The 17,960-nt window shown below is 63.3% G+C and carries 16 protein-coding genes; 4 read left to right on the forward strand and 12 right to left on the reverse strand.

Annotated features, from left to right (window positions below; translation table 11 throughout):
• Window positions 1-2 precede the first annotated feature (2 nt).
• Window positions 3-617: a glutathione S-transferase gene (locus OH705_RS08995; protein ID WP_038707207.1), complete on the forward strand. Its 615-nt coding sequence runs from the start codon at window positions 3-5 to the stop codon at window positions 615-617.
• A gap of 177 nt (window positions 618-794) precedes the next feature.
• Here OH705_RS08995 and creD read toward each other — a convergent pair whose 3' ends face one another.
• The 4 genes from creD to OH705_RS09015 form a co-directional block, all read right to left on the reverse strand.
• Window positions 795-2,123 (reverse strand): cell envelope integrity protein CreD, encoded by a 1,329-nt coding sequence (gene creD / locus OH705_RS09000; RefSeq protein WP_023632663.1) that lies wholly within the window; start codon window positions 2,121-2,123, stop codon window positions 795-797.
• A 129-nt stretch (window positions 2,124-2,252) separates the two neighbouring features.
• On the reverse strand, window positions 2,253-3,686 hold the full coding sequence (creC, locus tag OH705_RS09005; protein ID WP_267301923.1) for a two-component system sensor histidine kinase CreC: 1,434 nt from the start codon (window positions 3,684-3,686) through the stop codon (window positions 2,253-2,255).
• Window positions 3,686-4,366, reverse strand: coding sequence for a two-component system response regulator CreB (gene creB / locus OH705_RS09010; RefSeq protein ID WP_038707205.1), 681 nt, complete (start codon window positions 4,364-4,366; stop codon window positions 3,686-3,688). Before creB ends, creC begins: the two co-directional genes overlap by 1 nt.
• 108 nt (window positions 4,367-4,474) lie before the next feature.
• Window positions 4,475-4,975, reverse strand: a complete 501-nt coding sequence (locus tag OH705_RS09015; protein WP_023630860.1) for an ATP-dependent zinc protease — start codon at window positions 4,973-4,975, stop codon at window positions 4,475-4,477.
• Between the two features lie 182 nt (window positions 4,976-5,157).
• On the opposite strand from OH705_RS09015, the gene OH705_RS09020 reads away from it, so the two are divergent.
• Window positions 5,158-6,045, forward strand: coding sequence for an acyltransferase (locus OH705_RS09020; RefSeq protein ID WP_023630859.1), 888 nt, complete (start codon window positions 5,158-5,160; stop codon window positions 6,043-6,045).
• Window positions 6,046-6,216: 171 nt separating this feature from the next.
• Window positions 6,217-7,566 (forward strand): APC family permease, encoded by a 1,350-nt coding sequence (locus OH705_RS09025; RefSeq protein ID WP_267301926.1) that lies wholly within the window; start codon window positions 6,217-6,219, stop codon window positions 7,564-7,566.
• Between the two features lie 53 nt (window positions 7,567-7,619).
• Here OH705_RS09025 and OH705_RS09030 read toward each other — a convergent pair whose 3' ends face one another.
• The gene (locus OH705_RS09030) at window positions 7,620-8,189 is read right to left on the reverse strand and encodes a DUF2780 domain-containing protein (RefSeq protein WP_267301928.1); all 570 of its coding nucleotides are present in this window, start codon (window positions 8,187-8,189) and stop codon (window positions 7,620-7,622) included.
• 209 nt (window positions 8,190-8,398) lie between these two features.
• Window positions 8,399-8,611 carry a hypothetical protein gene (locus OH705_RS09035; RefSeq protein WP_267301930.1) on the reverse strand — a complete coding sequence of 71 codons (213 nt, stop codon included), beginning with the start codon at window positions 8,609-8,611 and terminating at the stop codon, window positions 8,399-8,401.
• Between the two features lie 496 nt (window positions 8,612-9,107).
• Between OH705_RS09035 and OH705_RS09040 the strand changes: the two genes are divergently transcribed.
• Window positions 9,108-9,959: an RHS repeat-associated core domain-containing protein gene (locus tag OH705_RS09040; RefSeq protein WP_267301931.1), complete on the forward strand. Its 852-nt coding sequence runs from the start codon at window positions 9,108-9,110 to the stop codon at window positions 9,957-9,959.
• A 326-nt stretch (window positions 9,960-10,285) separates the two neighbouring features.
• On the opposite strand, the gene fdhA is transcribed toward OH705_RS09040, so the two are convergent.
• The 6 genes from fdhA to OH705_RS09070 form a co-directional block, all read right to left on the reverse strand.
• A complete protein-coding gene (gene fdhA / locus OH705_RS09045) occupies window positions 10,286-11,485 on the reverse strand; it encodes a formaldehyde dehydrogenase, glutathione-independent (protein WP_046787516.1) in 1,200 nt (399 codons plus the stop codon).
• Between the two features lie 206 nt (window positions 11,486-11,691).
• Window positions 11,692-12,549 carry a formyltetrahydrofolate deformylase gene (gene purU / locus OH705_RS09050; protein WP_023631289.1) on the reverse strand — a complete coding sequence of 286 codons (858 nt, stop codon included), beginning with the start codon at window positions 12,547-12,549 and terminating at the stop codon, window positions 11,692-11,694.
• An 11-nt stretch (window positions 12,550-12,560) separates the two neighbouring features.
• Entirely contained in the window at window positions 12,561-13,193 is a 633-nt protein-coding gene (locus OH705_RS09055) for a sarcosine oxidase subunit gamma (RefSeq protein ID WP_038707202.1), read from the reverse strand.
• A gap of 144 nt (window positions 13,194-13,337) precedes the next feature.
• Complete coding sequence (locus OH705_RS09060; protein WP_267301934.1) at window positions 13,338-16,355, reverse strand: sarcosine oxidase subunit alpha; 3,018 nt, start codon at window positions 16,353-16,355, stop codon at window positions 13,338-13,340.
• Window positions 16,352-16,687: a sarcosine oxidase subunit delta gene (locus tag OH705_RS09065; protein WP_023631299.1), complete on the reverse strand. Its 336-nt coding sequence runs from the start codon at window positions 16,685-16,687 to the stop codon at window positions 16,352-16,354. Before OH705_RS09065 ends, OH705_RS09060 begins: the two co-directional genes overlap by 4 nt.
• A gap of 17 nt (window positions 16,688-16,704) precedes the next feature.
• Window positions 16,705-17,955 (reverse strand): sarcosine oxidase subunit beta family protein, encoded by a 1,251-nt coding sequence (locus OH705_RS09070; protein ID WP_094011556.1) that lies wholly within the window; start codon window positions 17,953-17,955, stop codon window positions 16,705-16,707.
• Window positions 17,956-17,960 lie beyond the last annotated feature (5 nt).

Raw genomic sequence — 17,960 nt, forward strand, 5'->3', positions numbered from 1 at the left:
CCATGATCCTGTTCCATTCGCCGTTGTCACCGTTCGTGCGCAAGGTGATGATCGTCCTGCACGAGACCGGCCAGTTGGAGCGCGTCAGCGTGCAGGGCGTGAACATCAGCCCGCTGAACGGCGACGAGCAGCTCAACCGCGACAACCCGATCGGCAAGATCCCGGCCCTGCGCCTGGACGATGGCAGCGTGCTGCACGACAGCCGGGTGATCTGCGAATACCTCGACAGCCAGCATGTCGGCCTGCCGTTGATCCCCCGCGAGGGCTCGGCGCGCTGGCGGCGCCTGACCCTGGCCGCGCAGGCCGACGCGATCATGGATGCCTCCGTGGCCACGCGCTACGAGACCTTCCTGCGCCCGGTGGACAAGCAGTGGGACGGTTGGGTGACAGCGCAGGGCGAGAAGATCCGCCGCGGGCTGGCGAGCCTGGAGCACGAGCACCTGGCAGAGATCATCTCCGGCTTCGATATCGCCGCGATCGGTGTGGCCTGCGCCTTGGGTTATCTGGACTTGCGCCAGCCGGAGTTCGACTGGCGCGGAGAGTATCCGGGGCTGGCGGCGTGGTACGCCGAGGTCAGCCAGCGGGCGTCGATGCTGGCCACCGCACCGGCAGCCTGACCGGGCCCTATCGCGGGGCAAGTCGGGCCGCCGCATCGCCGCTCCCACGCCAAAATCTGGATCGAAACCTGGATTTGCGTGGGAGCAGGCTTGCCCCGCGATGGCCTCACCTCGGCAGTACAGGAAACAACTGCCCGATCCGCTGGGCCAACCACCGCCCGATCTCTCTATCCTCCCTCATCCCAACCTCCCCACCCGCGACCAGTCCAGCCGGCGGGTCAGCACCATGAACACACCCAGCAGGCCAAAGCACAGCAACGAGCCCATCAGCAGTGCGTAGTCCTCGGCGCTGAGCAGCCCGTAGAGCATGCCGTACAACGCCGCCAACCCCGCCGCAAAGCCCACCCCGCGTCCCAGGCTGCGCAGCACGTGCACCAGGTAGAAGCCGATCAGCAGCACACAGCCCGACGCCGACAGCCCATAGGCCAGGCCGAACCCCAGGTGCTCCGACAACGACAGCAGCAGCAGGTAGAAGAACGCCAGGGCCACGCCCACCAGGATGTACTGCACCGGGTGCACGCTGAGGTTCTTCAGCACCTCGAACAGGAAGAAGCCGGCGAAGGTCAGGGCGATGAACAGCAGCGCGTACTTGATCGCCCGCTCGCTCTTGAGGTACTGGTCCACCGGGTCGACGAAGCTGACGCCGAAAGCCCGGTCGGTGAAGTCAGCGCACTTCTGCGCAGTGGCGCACAGGCGCACCGCCTCCTCCAGGTTGGTGGCGAAGAACGTGGTCTGCCAGTGGGCGCTGAAGCCTTTCTCGTCGATGGCGCGGCGGCTGGGCAGGAAGTTGCCGATGAAGCTCGGGTGCGGCCAGTTGGCGCGCATGTCCACGGTACTGCTGCGCCCGACCGGCAGCACGGCCAGTTGCCCGGTGCCCAGCAGGTCCAGGTCGAAGGCATAGGTGAACTCCCGGGCCTGCGGCTCGCTGAACTGCGGCAGGTCCACATGCACGCCGCCAGGCAACCAATCGACTCCGTTGCCGGGCTGGAACGGCAGGCGCTGGTCGTCCAACTTCAGTTCAAGGCTGTTCTCGATGCCGCGGATATCACTGATGCCGACCATCAGCCGCGGCTTGTCGAAGCGATAGTCGTCGTAGTCTTTCTCGATCCCCCAGCGCTCGGGCAGCTTGAAGCGGCCGCTGATCCTGCTCTTGGCATGGAACAGGCGCGCCTGGTAGATGCCCCGGGCACGCAGCTCGGTATCGACGCCCACATCCATTTCGAAGGTTTCCGGCAGGAAATACAGCTGGCCGTGGACCGTGCTGGTTTCCTGGACGCTCTTGCCGTCCTTGTCGATCCAGCGGCGCTCGTACTTGCGATAGGGCACTACCACGACCGGGCCACTGACCAACTGGTCGAAACTGGAGCTCGCGGCGATCTCGCCGAGCACGTTGTTGCGCAGTTGCTGACGTTCGTCGATCAAGCCGCCGATCATCAGCAGGGGAATCAGCAGCAGCAGGATCAGCACGGCAATCAGGCCGAGCTTGAAACCTAGGGTCTTGTTCATGGGGTTGGGCTCCGTTTGCGATGGGGGCAGTGTCTGCCCGCTGCGTGGAGCCCTTGGGGAGGGAATGTGGAGATTGTGTGGAGATTGGAGCGGTCAGCAGAAAGTCTGTGGGAGTGGGCGACTTGCCTCTCAGGTAAGTCGCCGCGCCGGCAGCCACAACCTCACCCGCACGCCACCCTCGACGTTGTCCACCGCCAGCGCCCCGCCATGCAACTGCATCACCTCGGCCACGAAGTTCAGCCCCAGCCCGGTGCTCTTGCGCCCGGTGCCGGGCCTTGGCAGCGAATAGAAGCGCTCGCTGACCCGGCCCAGGGCATATTCGGGGATCGCCTGCCCCTGGTTGAACAGGCTTAAGGCCACCCGCTCGCCATCGTGCTCCAACTCGAAGGCCAATGCGCCTTGCTGCGGGGTGAAGTCCAATGCATTGTCCAGCAGGTTGGCCAACGCCTGGCGCATCAGGAATGGATCGCACAGTAGCCTGAGGCCCGCCGGGATCCGCTGGCGCACCTGCAACCCGGCACCGTCGATCCTTGTACCTTGGGCCAGCAGCAGTTCGTCGATCAACGCCGCCACCGCCACCTGCTGCTCGTCCTCCAGGGCCTGCATCTGTTCGACCCGGGCCAGGTTGAGCAACCGCTCGATCATCTGCTGCAGGCGGTCGCTCTCGCGCTCGATGTTGCCGGCAAAGCGCGCCCGCTGCTCTTGCGGCATGTCGCCCTGCAGCAGCTCAGAGGCGCCACGGATCGCCGCCAGCGGGCTCTTGAGTTCATGGGTGAGCGTGTGCACATAACGTTCGACGTAGGCCTTGCCTTCGAGCTGGGTGCGCATGCGCTCCACCGCCGTGGCCAGTTGCAGCAGCTCGCCGCCCTTGTAGTGCGGCAGCGCGGCGCGCTGGCCCTCGCTGACCGCCTGGGCATAGTGGGTGAGGCGGCGCAGCGAACGGGTCAACCACCACGACAGCGCCGCACCGACCAACAGGCCGAGCACGATCAGCCCGAGGCCGAGGATCAGCAGGCGCCGCTCGGAGCGGTCGATGTATGGCTGCAGCGAGCTGTTGGGCTTGGCCACGGTGACCACGCCGATGATCTGGCCACCGTCGAGGATCGGCGCCGCCACATGCATCACCGAAGTGCTTTCGTCATCCGGGTCGCTGCGGGTCGAACGTGCGCCGTACTGGCCACGCAAGGTCAGGTAGACGTCATTCCAGCGCGAATAGTCCTTGCCCACGTCCCGGCCGCTGGAGTCGAGCAGGACGATGCCCTTGGCATCGGTCACGTAGATCCGGTGGCTGACCTGGTTTTTCGCCAACCCCCAGATCTGCGCGCTCGGGCGCCGCTCGCCATAGGAGGCCAGTACCTGCGACAGGCGGCTCTGGGTCAGGGTGCCGTTCTTCACATCATCATGAAGGATCTCGGCCAGCAGGTTGGCAGTATCCACCAGGGTTTCTTCCGATGACTGACGCACCACCGGGCGGATCTGCTCGCGCACCGTATTGAGCAGGAAGTAGCCCGCCAGGCCGACGAACAGGAAGTACACCAGGAAGATGCGAATCCCCAGGCGCATCAGGCGTGCTCCGGGCTGTAGCTATAGCCCAGGCCACGGTGCGTCTGGATCGCCTCGGCGTCGGGCGCAACCTGGCGCAGCTTGGCGCGCAGGCTCTTGATATGGCTGTCGATGGTGCGCTCGTAGCCCACGTCCGAGGCCACGCCCAGGCCGTCGAGCAGTTGCTCGCGGCTGAACACCCGCCGCGGTTGCTCGAGCAGGCTTTGCAGCAAGCGGAACTCATGGCGGGTGAGCGCCAGCGCCTGGCCCCGGTAGCTGATACGCATCGCCAAGGTATCGAGCTGGAACGGCGTGCTGTCGCTGGCCACTTCAACCCTCGGCGCCATGCGCTTGAGGATCGCCCGCACCCGCGCCGCCACCTCGCGGGGGCTGAACGGCTTGACCACGTAGTCGTCGGCGCCGATCTCCAGGCCCAGCACGCGGTCGATCTCGGCGTCGCGGGCACTGAGGAACATCACTGGCACCTCGCTGAAACGGCGCAGCTGGCGGCAGGTCTCGAAGCCACTGATATCGGGCAGGCCGATATCGAGGATCACCAGGTCGGCCGGGCGCAGGCGCTGCTGCTCGACGGCGGCGCTGCCGAGGGTCACCCACTCGGTGCTGTGGCCGTCGGCCTGCAAGGCGTAGATGAGGGTGTCGGCGATGGCGGATTCGTCTTCGACGATGAGGATGTGGGGCATCTGAGCGGCAAGCCTCGAGCTGCAAGCTTCAAGTGAAAGCGAATCGCGGCAACTTACACCGATCCGCCGTTTCTTGCAGCTTGTCGCTCTATGCTTGCAACTGCTGCATCAGCAGCCCGGATTGCCTGCCGTGAACTTCTCGCGCGGGTCCACCGCCGCCTTGAACTTGCGCAGGGCCTTGGAACCGATCAACAGCGGATAGCGGAAATTGCTGCGGTCGACCAGGTTGACCTCCACGGTGCGTTTCACATCGCCCAGACACATTTCCAGGTCGATCACCGGGCGATGCGAGAGCGCGGGCGACTCCTCCTCGTCATCTTCCTCGGCGCGGTTCTTGATCTTGCTGATACGCGACACTTCATGCTCGTAGAGCTTGTCGCTGGCGCCCTCGGTCGCCAGGCGGAAGCGCACCCACTCGTTGCCATCACGTTTGAACATCTCGATGTCCTTGGCCGACAGCGAAGCGGTCCAGGCACCGGTATCCATCTTGGCTTTGAGGGTCTGGCCGATCTCCGGCAGCTTGATGTTCTCGTAACGGCCATAAAGCGTCGGTTCGGCGGCCATTACCGGCAGCGCCAGAAGGGACAGCAGGGCAAGCAAGGGTTTCACAGGGCAGGCTTCCTTAAGAGGGGTCAGTGCTTAGACTGTGCGGGCAGGATAGGTTCGTCGCCACAGGTTAAACAACATAATGTGAAACATTTGTCCCAGTTAATGGACGTACGACGTTTGGCTAAGGGCCATACCCTGCTTATCATTGCCAACCGTTCACTTCACACAACAAGAGTCCCCTTATGCGTCGCCTGCTGACCGGCATCCTCACCCTCACCCTGCTGCTGCTCAACACCCTGGTGCTGATCGGCCCGCTGCTGGTCTTCGCCCTGCTCAAGCTGGTGCTGCCGGGCCGTGGCCGCGACTACGCGTCGGCCGCGGTGATGTGGATCGCCGAAACCTGGTCGGAAATCGACAAGGCCATCTTCGCCCTGTGCATCCCCACCCAGTGGGACATTCGCGGCGTCGACACGCTGCGCCAGGACACCTCGTACCTGTGCGTGAGCAATCACCAGACCTGGGTGGATATCCCGGCGCTGATCGAGAGCCTCAACCGCCGCGTGCCGTTCTTCAAGTTCTTCCTCAAGAAGGAGCTGATCTGGGTACCACTGCTGGGCTTGGCCTGGTGGGGCCTGGATTACCCGTTCATGAAGCGCTACAGCAAGGCCTTCCTCGACAAGCACCCCGAACTCAAGGGCAAGGACCTGGAGATCACCAAGGCCGCCTGCGAGCTGTTCAAGCGCCAGCCGGTGACCGTGGTCAACTACCTCGAAGGCACCCGCTTCACCGAGGCCAAGCGCGCCGAGCAGCAATCGCCCTACCGTCACCTGCTCAAGCCCAAGGCCGGCGGCGTGGCTTTCGTACTGGCGGCGCTGGGCGAGCAGCTGGATGCGCTGCTCGATGTGACCATCGTCTACCCGGGCGACAAGGCGCCGGGGTTCTGGGACCTGCTCAACGGCAGTATCAGCCGGGTGATCATCGACATCCGCGTGCGCGAGCTGGACCCGGCGCTGTGCGCGGGCGATTACGAGAACGACCCGGCGTTCCGCCAGACGGTGCAGGCCTGGGTCAACCAGCTGTGGCTGGACAAGGACCAACGGATCGCGCAGTTGCGCGCAGAGATGCGCTGAAACCAATGGCCCTGTCGCGCTCTTGCCCGCGATAGGGCCTACAAATACCTCACCAAACCCCGATTAAAATCCAGATTTATAATCGACATAAGGAACTCTTTGTTTGTCACCACCCACCTGAGTGGATAAAAATCGATCAACCACAACTACAAGAAAAGCCAGGATCGATCGATGGCCAACCCTCCCTGCTCCGCCCCCGCGCAACTGCGCCGCGTCCTGGGCCTGCCCGCCCTGGTGTTCTTCGGCCTGGTGTACATGGTCCCGCTGACCATCTTCACCACCTACGGCATCGTCACCGAACTCACCGGTGGCCGCACCGCCGCTGCCTACCTGGTCACCCTGCTGGCCATGCTGTTCACCGCCACCTCCTACAGCTTCATGGTCAAGCGCTTCCCGGTCGCGGGCTCGGCGTACTCCTACACCAACATGGCGTTCGGCCCCAACGTGGGTTTCCTGGCGGGTTGGTCGCTGCTGCTCGACTACCTGTTCATCCCGATGATCAATTACCTGCTGATCGGGCTGTTCCTCAACATCGCCTTCCCGGCCATCCCGGCCTGGGCCATCGTGCTGGCGGCCATCGCCGTGGTGACCGTGCTCAACGTGGTCGGCATCCACTCGGTGGCCAAGACCAGCAACCTGATCGTCGGCGCGCAGATCGTCTTCATCGGCGTGTTCGTCGCCCTGTCCTGGCAGGGCCTGGCCGGCCAGCCGGTGGACCTGCTGGCGCCGCTGCGCGGTGATGGCAGCGCGCCGGGCTTCGCTGCCTTGATGGCAGGGGCTGCGGTGCTGTGCCTGTCGTTCCTCGGCTTCGATGCCGTGTCGACCCTGGCCGAAGAATGCAAGGACGCCCGCCGCGACGTGCCGCGAGCGATCATCCTCACCACCCTTGGCGCCGGGCTGCTGTTCACCGTGCTGGCCTATGTCAGCCAGCTGGTGCTGCCGGGCAGCACCTTCGCCAACACCGATGCCGCCGCCAACGAAGTGATGATGAAGGCCGGCGGGCAGTTCCTCGCCAACTTCTTCACCGCTGCCTTCGTTGCCGGCAGCCTGGGCTCGGCGCTGGCCTCGCAGGCGGCGGTGTCGCGCATCCTGTTCACCATGGGCCGCGACCACGTACTGCCGCAGCGCAGCTTCGGCTACCTGTCGCCGCGCTTCGGCACGCCGTTGTTCGCCACCCTGCTGGTATCGGCGTTCTCGCTGCTGGCACTGGTGATCGACCTGGCCACCCTCGCCTCGCTGATCAGCTTTGGCGCGCTGGTGGCGTTCTCGGCGGTGAACCTGGCGGTGGTGAAGACGCACCTGATGGATGACGCGGGACAGCGCACGCCGCTGGGCCTGCTGCGCTATGGCGCGGTACCGCTGGTGGGGTTGGGCCTGACCTTGTGGCTGTGGACCAGCCTGTCGGCGCTGACGCTGGTGATCGGCTTGTGCTGGTTTGCGTTGGGGCTGGCGTACCTGGCGGTGCTGACGGCTGGTTTCCGTCGGCCGGTGCGGTTGGTGGATTTCTCCGAGACCGCGTAGCCCCGCATGTTTCCTGCAGGAGCGGCGGTGCACCGCTCCTTCAGAGGGTGGGGTCAGACCGACGGGGTGTTTACCGCCGGGCTACCCCACAAACTCCCCAGGTTCTGCAGCAACGACCCGGCAATTCCCTGCTGCCCCAGGTACTGCAGGATCAACGGCGCGAACTGGCCGATCATCCCGGTATCCATGCCCAGCGCCTTGAAGGCGTTGTCCAGGTCATTGCGGTTCTCGACTTCACCGCCCAGCGCATTGCTCAGGGCCGAGCTGTTCTTGTCATTGCCCAGCAACTGCCCCAAGCCGTTCAGCCCACCCAGCGCATTGTTGCCCGACAGCAGGTCGAGCCCCGGCACGGCCTTGGTCAACTGCCCGTAGTCATCGCCGCTGAGGTTGTTGCGCGCCAGGCCCAACATGGCCCCCGCGCCGCCGATGGCTTGCTCGGGAGTGATCTTCAATTCGCTACCCAGCGTGTTGAGCAGGTTGGCCTGGGCGGCAGGCGCTTGCCCCTGGACCTGCTGGCTCTGGCTCTGCATGGCCGAGACGGCATTGGCCGCGTCGCTGAGGTTGAAGGCGAACACCGGGCTTACGGCCAGGGTCATCAGGGTTGCCAGGGTGAATGCTTTCATCGGGAGGGACCTCGTCGGCCGGAATGGCCGGGAAACGAGGGGTTGGACTGGGGTGCCGAAGGTTTGTTCCGGGCCGGCCATCGGTGTTCATCCCAGGGCCCAATCGCTGGCAAGCCAGCTCCCACAGTGGATTGCACAACAGCCTGAGGCCTGCGCTGTACCTGTGTGTGGGCTTGCCGGCGAGGGGCCGCACAGCGACCCCGGCTATTTCAACCCGGCTGATAAAAGCCCGAGGCAGGCACCTGCTTCAACGCCCCCACCAGCGCATCTGACTGCCCCCAGGCGACAGTCAGATGCAGCAGGCTCGACGCCTGGAGCTGCTTCACATCGCCGTCGGTCGCCAGCTCTTGGGCGTGATAGCCGTCGGTATAGGCGATGAACATGAAATGGCAGACGTTCATCAGCACCTCCTCGATGGGCACGGCGCCTTCGAGGAGGGCAGTGGAAAGGGATTGGCCGGGTGGGAGTTGTAATTTGGCGTGGAGGTCTTCGGGTGGGTCGGGGACGATTTTTTCATGACAGTCACCTGAATGCAGTGATGCTGCACAATTCGTTTCCACACAAAAGGGTTGCAGCTGTACACGGGGTGGACTCGGATGCATTCAGGAAAACCCGGTAGGCACTAAGCCTCCCGCGCACAGCCGCCATAACGACACGTTCCAGGACGCATATCCGGGTTTCCACACCCGATCGCTGAACCGACAGCGACCGGGAAAGCCTAGTGGGCAGGATTTCCCCGGACAATCAGACGTGCATCGACATATCGCGCAGGATATTCCCTGCAACCTCAAGCAGTATGTGGGGTATAGCCTCATTCTGGGTAGGATTCTTTTTGAGACCTAGCATTTTTGCCAGTAGCGGGCCTAGCTCCATTGCCGCAAATTTGTGAAGGAGACCCAAGATCATTTGGAGACAGTCATGCAACCGAAGCACCTCTCCCCCTCGGCAACATCGTTACTGGCAACAGACATGCAAGGTTCAATATTGCGTGCGCATACAAAACAGGAGCCTCTTTCACTATCGTATGCGACCTACGGGTTCGACCCACATGCAATCTCGGACAGCCCCCAGCTCCGATTCAACGCGGAACTTCGCACAGTTGCAGGTTTCTACCTACTTGGCAGCTACAGAGCCTACAATCCAATACTGATGCGTTTTCACTCGCCCGATCGCTTAAGTCCTTTCGGAGCCGGTAACATCAATGCTTACGCTTACTGTTCTAATGACCCGGTAAATTATACTGACGCCTCCGGCCACATGAAAAATCCGCTACGAAGCCCAGCGGCCTTAACGCTAATCGGCGATAAAAGCAATATAAACGGGAAGCTCTACAGAAATGCACAAATCAGCGGTCAAACAAAACTAGTACCAGCTCCTAATTTCACCGATTCAGAAACTATCCATCTACAAAATTTCAGTCAAGAACAAACGCAAGAAATTCAGAAAACGAGCCAAAACATTCAAGATTACAAAAAAAAATATGGCCGCGGCATTAAAAAAATGCTTGAAGCGGAAGCCACCATAGATGACCTTAACGCGAAGCGCAAAAAATACGTTGAGTCACTTAAAAGGACTCAAGACCTTGGCACAATATTAGACAAAATCTCTGCTATAGATGACAAAATAATAACAAATCGCATAATATTTACAGAATTATCAGCACAGTATTCAGCCCCCAAAAAAGATCTTATTCTACTCACCCTTCATCTAAAGCAGCTTGAAGCCGACCTTGACTTCGCGCAAAACCTTATGCGAACCAACACCAAATAATAATTTTAATTATAAATAAACCGTCAAATTTCTGGCTTCACAGCAGCTTCAGGCGCAAAGTCTCTCAACATAGGTTTCCCGTATGACACAGACACATATACGTATGACCTCCACGACATTACTAGCAACTGATATGCAGGGCTCAGTGCTCCGTCATCCCTCCCAAAAAAACCGTAATACTTTTTACGAAAGGCTCTCTGAAAAAGACGAAACATCTCCAACTGCAAATTCATCAGAGCCGAAAAAGTCGCGCACTTAAAGTGCCTATCGAACATGAGCAATACAAAAAACAGAGCCCCTATATACGGGGCTCTGATTATTCCGACCTACGCCGCACTAAACGTCTTATGCGGATCAATCACAAACTTCTTCGGCACCCCTGCATCAAACTCGCCATACCCCTCGGGCGCCTGATCCAGGCTGATCACCTGCACCCCCACCACTTCGGCGATATTGATGCGGTCCCACATGATCGCCTGCATCAGCTGGCGGTTGTACTTCATGGTCGGGGTTTGCCCGGTGTGGAAGCTGTGGGACTTGGCCCAGCCCAGACCAAAGCGGATGCTCAGCGCGCCGATCTTGGCGGCAGCATCCACCGCGCCCGGGTCTTCGGTCACATAAAGACCCGGGATGCCGATGTTGCCGGCGACGCGGGTCACTTGCATCAGCGAGTTGAGCACGGTGGCCGGGGCTTCGTGCTTGGCGCCTTCATGACCATGGCCACGGGCCTCGAAGCCGACGGCATCGACGGCGCAGTCCACTTCCGGCTCGCCGAGGATATCGACAATCTGCTCATGCAGCGGGGTGTCCTTGGACAGGTCGACCACCTCGAAACCCTGGGACTTGGCATGGGCTAGGCGCAGCGGATTAAGGTCGCCGACGATCACGCAGGCGGCGCCCAGCAGGCGGGCGGACGCTGCGGCAGCCAGGCCGACTGGACCGGCACCTGCAACGTAGACGGTGCTGCCCGGGCCAACGCCTGCGGTGACGGCACCGTGATAGCCAGTGGGCAGGATGTCGGACAGGCAGGTCAGGTCACGGATCTTCTCCATGGCCTTGTCGCGGTCCGGCAGTTTCAGCAGGTTGAAGTCGGCGTACGGCACCAGCACGTATTCGGCCTGGCCGCCGGTCCAGTCGCCCATGTCGACATAGCCGTAGGCGCCGCCGGCGCGGGCCGGGTTGACGGTAAGGCAGACGCCGGTGTGCATCTCTTTGCACGAGCGGCAGCGACCGCAGGCGACGTTGAACGGCACCGACACCAGGTCGCCGATTTTCAGGCGCTCGACATCACGCCCCATCTCGACGATTTCACCAGTGATTTCGTGGCCCAGCACCAGGCCGACCTGGGCGGTGGTGCGGCCGCGGACCATGTGCTGGTCGGAGCCGCAGATGTTGGTGGAGACCACCTTGAGGATGACACCGTGCTCGATCTTCTTGCCGCGCGGGTCCTGCATCTTGGGGTAGTCGATCTTCTGCACCTCGACCTTGCCCGCGCCGAGATACACCACTCCACGGTTACCAGACATGCTCTTACCTCGCTTGATTTGTATTTATGCAGCGGTGGTGGAAAGCGCCGCCTTTCCGTGGGCGGCCTGTGTTACTGGAATGAAGGGATTGTGGGCTTGATGGGGGATGGGGCGGTGACTGGATGCGACAGGGGGATACCTGTTTGCGGCGCACCATCTGTCGTAAAAAACCATCGCGATGCGACTTGCCCCGCGATGGTTTCGGCTTAGAGAACGACAGTCCTATTCGCGTTTAGGAACACCCTTCTTTCGATGTGATAGCCAACCGCCCGTGCCAGGGTCAGGCACTCGATATCCCGCCCCTTGGCGATCAGGTCTTCCGGATAGTGGCTGTGATCCACCACCTCCACGCCCTGGGCGATGATCGGCCCTTCGTCCAGGTCGTTGTTGATATAGTGCGCGGTGGCACCCACCATCTTCACGCCCTTGTTGTAGGCCTGGTGATACGGCTTGGCGCCTTTGAAGCCAGGCAGCAGCGAGTGGTGGATGTTGATCGCCCAGCCATCCAGCCGGCGGCACAACTCCGGCGACAGCACTTGCATGTAGCGGGCGAGGATCACCAGTTCGGCGCCGCTCTCCTCGATCACCTGCAGCACCTTGCGCTCCTGCGCCGGTTTGTCGTTGGGGTCGAGGGCGAAGTGGTAGTACGGAATCTTGTGCCAGTGCGCCAGGGGCTCCAGGTCGGGGTGGTTGGACACCACCGCTACCACGTCCATGGCCAACTGGCCGATGCGTTGGCGGTACAGCAGGTCGTTCAGGCAGTGGTCGGCCTTGGACACCATGATCACCACCTTGGGGCGGTGATTCGGCGCGGTCAGCTCGAAAGCCATGCCGAAGGCTTCGCTGCGTTCGGCGAGGCCGGCACGGAAGCCCTCCTCGTCGAAGCCGTCCGCGGCGCGGAACTCCACACGTATGAAGAACCGCCCCGATAGCCGGTCATCAAAGGAATGGTGCTCGGTGACGTAGCAGCGCTGCTCGTAGAGGTGACGCGTCACCACATCGACCGTGCCGAGCATGCTCGGGCAGTCGGCGGTGAGAATCCAGGTGTCCGGTGCCCGACTCATGGTGCTGCTCCTTAGGCTTCGATGGCCAGGCCGTACTCGGCCGACGCGTCCTGCAGCCACAGCCACCAGTAGTCGGAGAAGCTGCGGCGAATCACCAGCTCCCAGGTGTCCTCGGCGGTGCGGCGGATCACCAGTTGCGACTTGGCGAACACGGTGCCGACGGCCTTGCCGACCGGGAAGTTGTTCGGGTGTACATCATAGCTGGTGGATTTCATCAGCACGTCGCGCACGTTGGGGCCGCGCAGCTCGAGCAGGGTCTGCCCACCGGTGACGTTGACCACCTGGATATGCTGGCCGTCGAGGGCATCGCGCAGCTTCTGCTCGACGGCGAACTCCTGGCCGCCGGGGACGATCAGCAACCACTCGTCCGGGCCGACCCATTGCAGCGACATCTCGCTGTTGGCGACCACGGTCAGGGCCACCGGCAGCTCCAGGCCAAGGGCCTTGTGCACGCCGCCGGCGAAGGCCTGGTCATGGCCGTCGCCACGCAGGGTCAGGTGGCCGAGGAATTTCTTTTCGCGCAGGGTCACGCCTGCATTCTTGCGGCCCTTGCCGACCAGGCTGGCCAGGTCGGCGTGGTGCAGTGGCGACTGAGCCTTGGCTTCAGGGCCTGGGTTTTGCTGGAAGACGTTGATAGCGCTCATTTCTTACCTGCCTTGAATTCTTGTAGGTCAGAGCGGCATCGGCACCGTGGGAGCGTGCTTGCCCCGCTATGGGGGCGCCAAGGCCTCCATCGCATCGCGGGGCAAGCCCGCTCCCACAGTATCCGGTGTCGCCAGCCGGAAGCCTTAGACGTTCTGCCGCTCACCCTTCGGGTCGAAGAACACCGAAGACACGATTTCCGCCTCGATCACGCTGCCATCGGCCTGCGGCGAATACACCCGCTCGCCCATGCGCTTGAGGCCGCCCTTGACCACGCCCATGGCGAAGGAATAGCCCAGGGAGTTGGCCGCGTAGCTGGAGGTGACGTGGCCGACCATGTCCATCGGGATCGGCTGCTTGGGGTCGAACACCAGTTGGGCGCCCTCCGGCAGCCACACGTTCGGGTCCACGGGCTTGAGGCCCACCAGCTGCTTGCGATTGTCGCGGGTGGTGTCTTCACGGTTCATGCCGCGCAGGCCGATCCAAGAGAAGGCCTTGTTGCGGCCCACGCACCAGCTCATGTTGAGGTCGTCCGGGGTCATCGAGCCGTCGGTGTCCTGGCCGACGATGATGAAGCCCTTCTCGGCGCGCAGCACGTGCATGGTCTCAGTGCCGTACGGGGTCAGGTTGTACTTTTTGCCCGCCTCGACGATCTGCTCCAGCACACCCATGGCGTAGTTGGCCTGCACGTTGATCTCGTACGACAGCTCGCCGGTGAACGAAATGCGGAACACCCGCGCCGGCACGCCGCCGACCAGGCCTTCCTTCCAGCTCATGAACGGGAAACCGTCCTTGTCCAGGTCGATGTCGCTGACCTCGGCCAGCAGCTTGCGGCTGTTGGGGCCGGACAGGGTCATGGTCGCCCAGTGGTCGGTGACCGAGGTGAAGTACACCTTCATTTCCGGCCATTCGGTCTGGTGGTACAGCTCCAGCCACTGCAGCACGCGAGCGGCGCCGCCGGTGGTGGTGGTCATGATGAAGTGGTTGTCGCCGACGCAGGCGGTCACGCCGTCGTCGAAGACCATGCCGTCTTCCTTGCACATCAGGCCGTAGCGGGCCTTGCCCACGTCGAGCTTGGTCCAGGCGTTGCTGTAGATGCGGTTGAGGAACTCGCGGGCGTCCGGGCCCTGGATGTCGATCTTGCCCAGGGTCGAGGCGTCCAGCAGGCCGACGCTGTCACGCACGGCCTTGCATTCGCGGGCCACCGCGGTGTGGATGTCTTCGCCGGGCTTGGGGAAGTACCACGGGCGCTTCCATTGGCCGACGTCCTCGAACTCGGCGCCGTTCTTGATGTGCCAGGCATGCAGGGCGGTGAAGCGCACCGGCTCGAACAGGTGGCCGCAGTGCCGGCCGGCTACCGCGCCGAAGGTCACCGGCGTGTAGTTGGGGCGGAACATGGTGGTGCCCATTTCCGGGATGCCGATCCCGAGCGAACGGGCGGCGATGGCCAGGCCGTTAATGTTGCCCAGCTTGCCCTGGTCGGTGCCGAAGCCCAGCGCGGTGTAGCGCTTGACGTGCTCGACCGACTCGAAGCCTTCGCGGGTGGCCAGCTCGATGGCCGCGGCGGTGACGTCGTTCTGTTGATCGACGAACTGCTTCGGCGCACGGGCGGTGCCTTTGTCGTGGGGCACCTGGAACAACGCCACGGTGGCTTCTTCCTTGCGCGCCAGGGTTTTCGGCAAGGTCCCGACGCTGGCCTTGAAGCCCGCCTCGGTGGCGGCGCGAACACCGCCTTCGAAACCGTCGGCGATCACGTCACCGAGGGCGTAGACACCGTTCACGCCACCGACGCACACGCGCTTCTGCGGCGCATCGCCCGGCACGAAGCCGAGGATGTCCTCACGCCAGACCGGGCGACCGCCCAGGTGCGAGGCCAGGTGCACCACCGGGCTGTAGCCGCCGGAGGTGGCGATCAGGTCGCAGTCGAGGGTTTCACCGGGGCTGGTGACCTTGTGCGCCTGCACATCGATGGCGGCCACGCGGGCGCCGGTGACGTGCTTGCTGCCCTTGGCCTCGATCACGGCGCTGGAGGTGAGGATGCGGATGCCCTTGGCACGCGCCTCTTCGACCAGCGAACCGCGTGGGTTGTGGCGCGCGTCGGCGATGGCGACCACTTGCAGGCCGGCGTCGTGCCAGTCCAGCGCGGCGCGGTAGGCATGGTCGTTGTTGGTCGACAGCACCAGCTTGCGGCCTGGGGCCACGCCGTAACGGCGCACGTAGGTCGATACGGCGCCAGCAAGCATGTTGCCCGGCAGGTCGTTGTTGCCGTACACCAGCGGGCGCTCGTGGGCACCAGCCGCCAGCACCACGCGGTTGGCGCGCACGCGATGCACCCGCTGACGCACCTGGCCTATCGGGGCGCGGTCGCCGAGGTGGTCGGTGAGGCGTTCGTGGATGGTGAGGAAGTTGTGGTCGTGGTAGCCGTTGACCGTGCTGCGCGGCAGCAGGGTGACTTCCGGCAGGCTCTCCAGCTCGGCCACCACGGCGCAGACCCAGTCGGCGGCCGGTTTGCCGTCGAGGGTTTCGCGGCTATCGAGCAGGGTGCCACCGAACTCTTCCTGTTCATCGGCGAGGATCACCCTTGCTCCACTACGCGCGGCGGCCAGCGCGGCGGCCAGGCCGGCGGGGCCGGCGCCGACGATCAGCACGTCGCAGTGCTGGTTCATGTAGTCGTAGCTGTCGGGGTCGTTCTGCAGCGGCGCGCGACCCAGGCCCGCCGCCTTGCGGATGTACTTCTCGTAGGTCATCCAGAACGACTTGGGGTACATGAAGGTCTTGTAGTAGAACCCGGGCGGCATCATGCTGCCGCCGACCTTGCCGATGATGCCCATCATGTCGTTGTTGACGTTCGGCCAGCCGTTGGTGCTGGTCGCCACCAGGCCTGCGTACAGGGCCTGCTGGGTGGCGCGCACGTTGGGGATCTGGGTGGCTTCGCTGGCGCCGATCTGCAGGATCGCATTCGGCTCTTCGGTGCCGGCGGCGATGATCCCGCGGGGACGCGAGTACTTGAAGCTGCGCCCGACGATATCGACGCCGTTGGCCAGCAGCGCGGCGGCCAGGGTGTCGCCGGCATAGCCCTGGTAGGTCTTGCCGTTGAAGGTGAAGTTCAGCACCTTGCTGCGGTCGATACGGCCGCCGCTGGCGAGGCGATAGGTCTGGCTCATACTTTTTCCCCTTGGCCCTTGGCGGTCGCTGGCGCGCTGCTCTGTTTCGAGGCGGCGGTGACCTGAGGCTTCTCGCCGATCTTGTAGGTTTCCAGAATCTCGTAGGTCACGGTGTCTCGGGTGACGTTGAAGTACTGGCGGCAGCCGGCAACGTGATCCCACAGCTCGTGGTGGATGCCACGCGGGTTGTCGCGGAAGAACATATAGGTGCCCCACTCCTCGTCGGAGCAGGCGTTCGGGTCCAGCGGGCGGGCGATATGGGCCTGGCCGGACGCGTGGAATTCTTCCTCGGAGCGCAGCTCGCCGCAGTGGGGACAGAAGATGTGCAACATGACGGTTGTCTCCGGGGTCAGTGGGCGACGGCAGCGGCGCCGTGTTCGTCGATCAGCGCGCCGTTGTAGAAACGGTCGATGGAGAATGGCGCGGCCAGCGGGTGCATCTCGCCCTTGGCCAGGCTGGCGGCAAACACGTTGCCCGAGCCCGGGGTGGCCTTGAAGCCGCCAGTGCCCCAGCCGCAATTGAAGAACATGTTCTTCACCGGGGTCTTGGAGATGATCGGGCAAGCGTCGGGGGTGGTGTCGACGATGCCGCCCCACTGGCGGTTCATGCGTACGCGGGAGAGGATCGGGAACATCTCGACGATCGCCTGCAGGGTGTGCTCGATGACCGGGTACGAGCCGCGCTGGCCGTAGCCGACCCAGCCGTCGATGCCGGCGCCGATCACCAGGTCGCCCTTGTCGGACTGGCTGATGTAGCCGTGCACGGCGTTGGACATGATCACGCTGTCGATGATCGGCTTGATCGGCTCCGATACCAGCGCCTGCAATGGGTGCGACTCCAGCGGCAGGCGGAAGCCGGCGAGCTTGGCCATGTGCCCGGAGTTACCGGCGGTGACCACGCCGACGCGCTTGGCGCCGATGAAGCCCTTGTTGGTCTCGACGCCGATCACCGCGCCGTTTTCCTTGCGGAAGCCGATCACTTCGGTCTGCTGGATCAGGTCCACGCCCAGCGCGTCAGCGGCACGGGCATAGCCCCAGGCCACGGCATCGTGGCGAGCCACTCCGCCACGCCGTTGCACGGTGGCCCCGAGGATCGGGTAGCGGGTGTTCTTCGAGCAATCCAGGTAGGGGATCTCGGCCGCTACCTGTTCGGTACGGATGAGCTCGCCATCGACGCCGTTGAGGCGGTTGGCGTTGACCCGGCGCTCGGAGTCGCGGATGTCCTGCAGGGTGTGGCACAGGTTGTAGACGCCGCGCTGGGAGAACATCACGTTGTAGTTGATGTCCTGCGAGAGGCCTTCCCACAGCTTCATGGCGTGCTCGTACAAGTGCGCCGACTCGTCCCACAGGTAGTTGGAGCGCACGATGGTGGTGTTGCGGGCGGTGTTGCCGCCGCCCAGGTAACCCTTCTCGATCACCGCGACATTGGTGATGCCGTGCTCCTTGGCCAGGTAGTAGGCGGTGGCCAGGCCATGGCCGCCACCGCCGACGATGACCACGTCGTAGACCTTCTTCGGCGTTGGCGTGCGCCACATGCGCTGCCAGTTCTCGTGGTGGCTGAGCGAGTGCTTGAAGAGGCCGAAGCCCGAATAACGTTGCATGGTGT

Source organism: Pseudomonas sp. BJa3, from assembly GCF_026343815.1.
GTDB lineage: Bacteria > Pseudomonadota > Gammaproteobacteria > Pseudomonadales > Pseudomonadaceae > Aquipseudomonas > Aquipseudomonas soli.

Coding starts and splice junctions, on each gene's coding strand:
- OH705_RS09065 (WP_023631299.1), bottom strand. CDS start 16,687: ATGTTGCACATCTTCTGTCCCCACTGCGGCGAGCTGCGCTCCGAGGAA.
- creC (WP_267301923.1), bottom strand. CDS start 3,686: ATGCGCCTGGGGATTCGCATCTTCCTGGTGTACTTCCTGTTCGTCGGC.
- OH705_RS09060 (WP_267301934.1), bottom strand. CDS start 16,355: ATGAGCCAGACCTATCGCCTCGCCAGCGGCGGCCGTATCGACCGCAGC.
- OH705_RS09040 (WP_267301931.1), top strand. CDS start 9,108: ATGCAACCGAAGCACCTCTCCCCCTCGGCAACATCGTTACTGGCAACA.
- OH705_RS09055 (WP_038707202.1), bottom strand. CDS start 13,193: ATGAGCGCTATCAACGTCTTCCAGCAAAACCCAGGCCCTGAAGCCAAG.
- OH705_RS09030 (WP_267301928.1), bottom strand. CDS start 8,189: ATGAAAGCATTCACCCTGGCAACCCTGATGACCCTGGCCGTAAGCCCG.
- OH705_RS08995 (WP_038707207.1), top strand. CDS start 3: ATGATCCTGTTCCATTCGCCGTTGTCACCGTTCGTGCGCAAGGTGATG.
- OH705_RS09025 (WP_267301926.1), top strand. CDS start 6,217: ATGGCCAACCCTCCCTGCTCCGCCCCCGCGCAACTGCGCCGCGTCCTG.
- fdhA (WP_046787516.1), bottom strand. CDS start 11,485: ATGTCTGGTAACCGTGGAGTGGTGTATCTCGGCGCGGGCAAGGTCGAG.
- creB (WP_038707205.1), bottom strand. CDS start 4,366: ATGCCCCACATCCTCATCGTCGAAGACGAATCCGCCATCGCCGACACC.
- OH705_RS09070 (WP_094011556.1), bottom strand. CDS start 17,955: ATGCAACGTTATTCGGGCTTCGGCCTCTTCAAGCACTCGCTCAGCCAC.
- OH705_RS09020 (WP_023630859.1), top strand. CDS start 5,158: ATGCGTCGCCTGCTGACCGGCATCCTCACCCTCACCCTGCTGCTGCTC.
- purU (WP_023631289.1), bottom strand. CDS start 12,549: ATGAGTCGGGCACCGGACACCTGGATTCTCACCGCCGACTGCCCGAGC.
- creD (WP_023632663.1), bottom strand. CDS start 2,123: ATGAACAAGACCCTAGGTTTCAAGCTCGGCCTGATTGCCGTGCTGATC.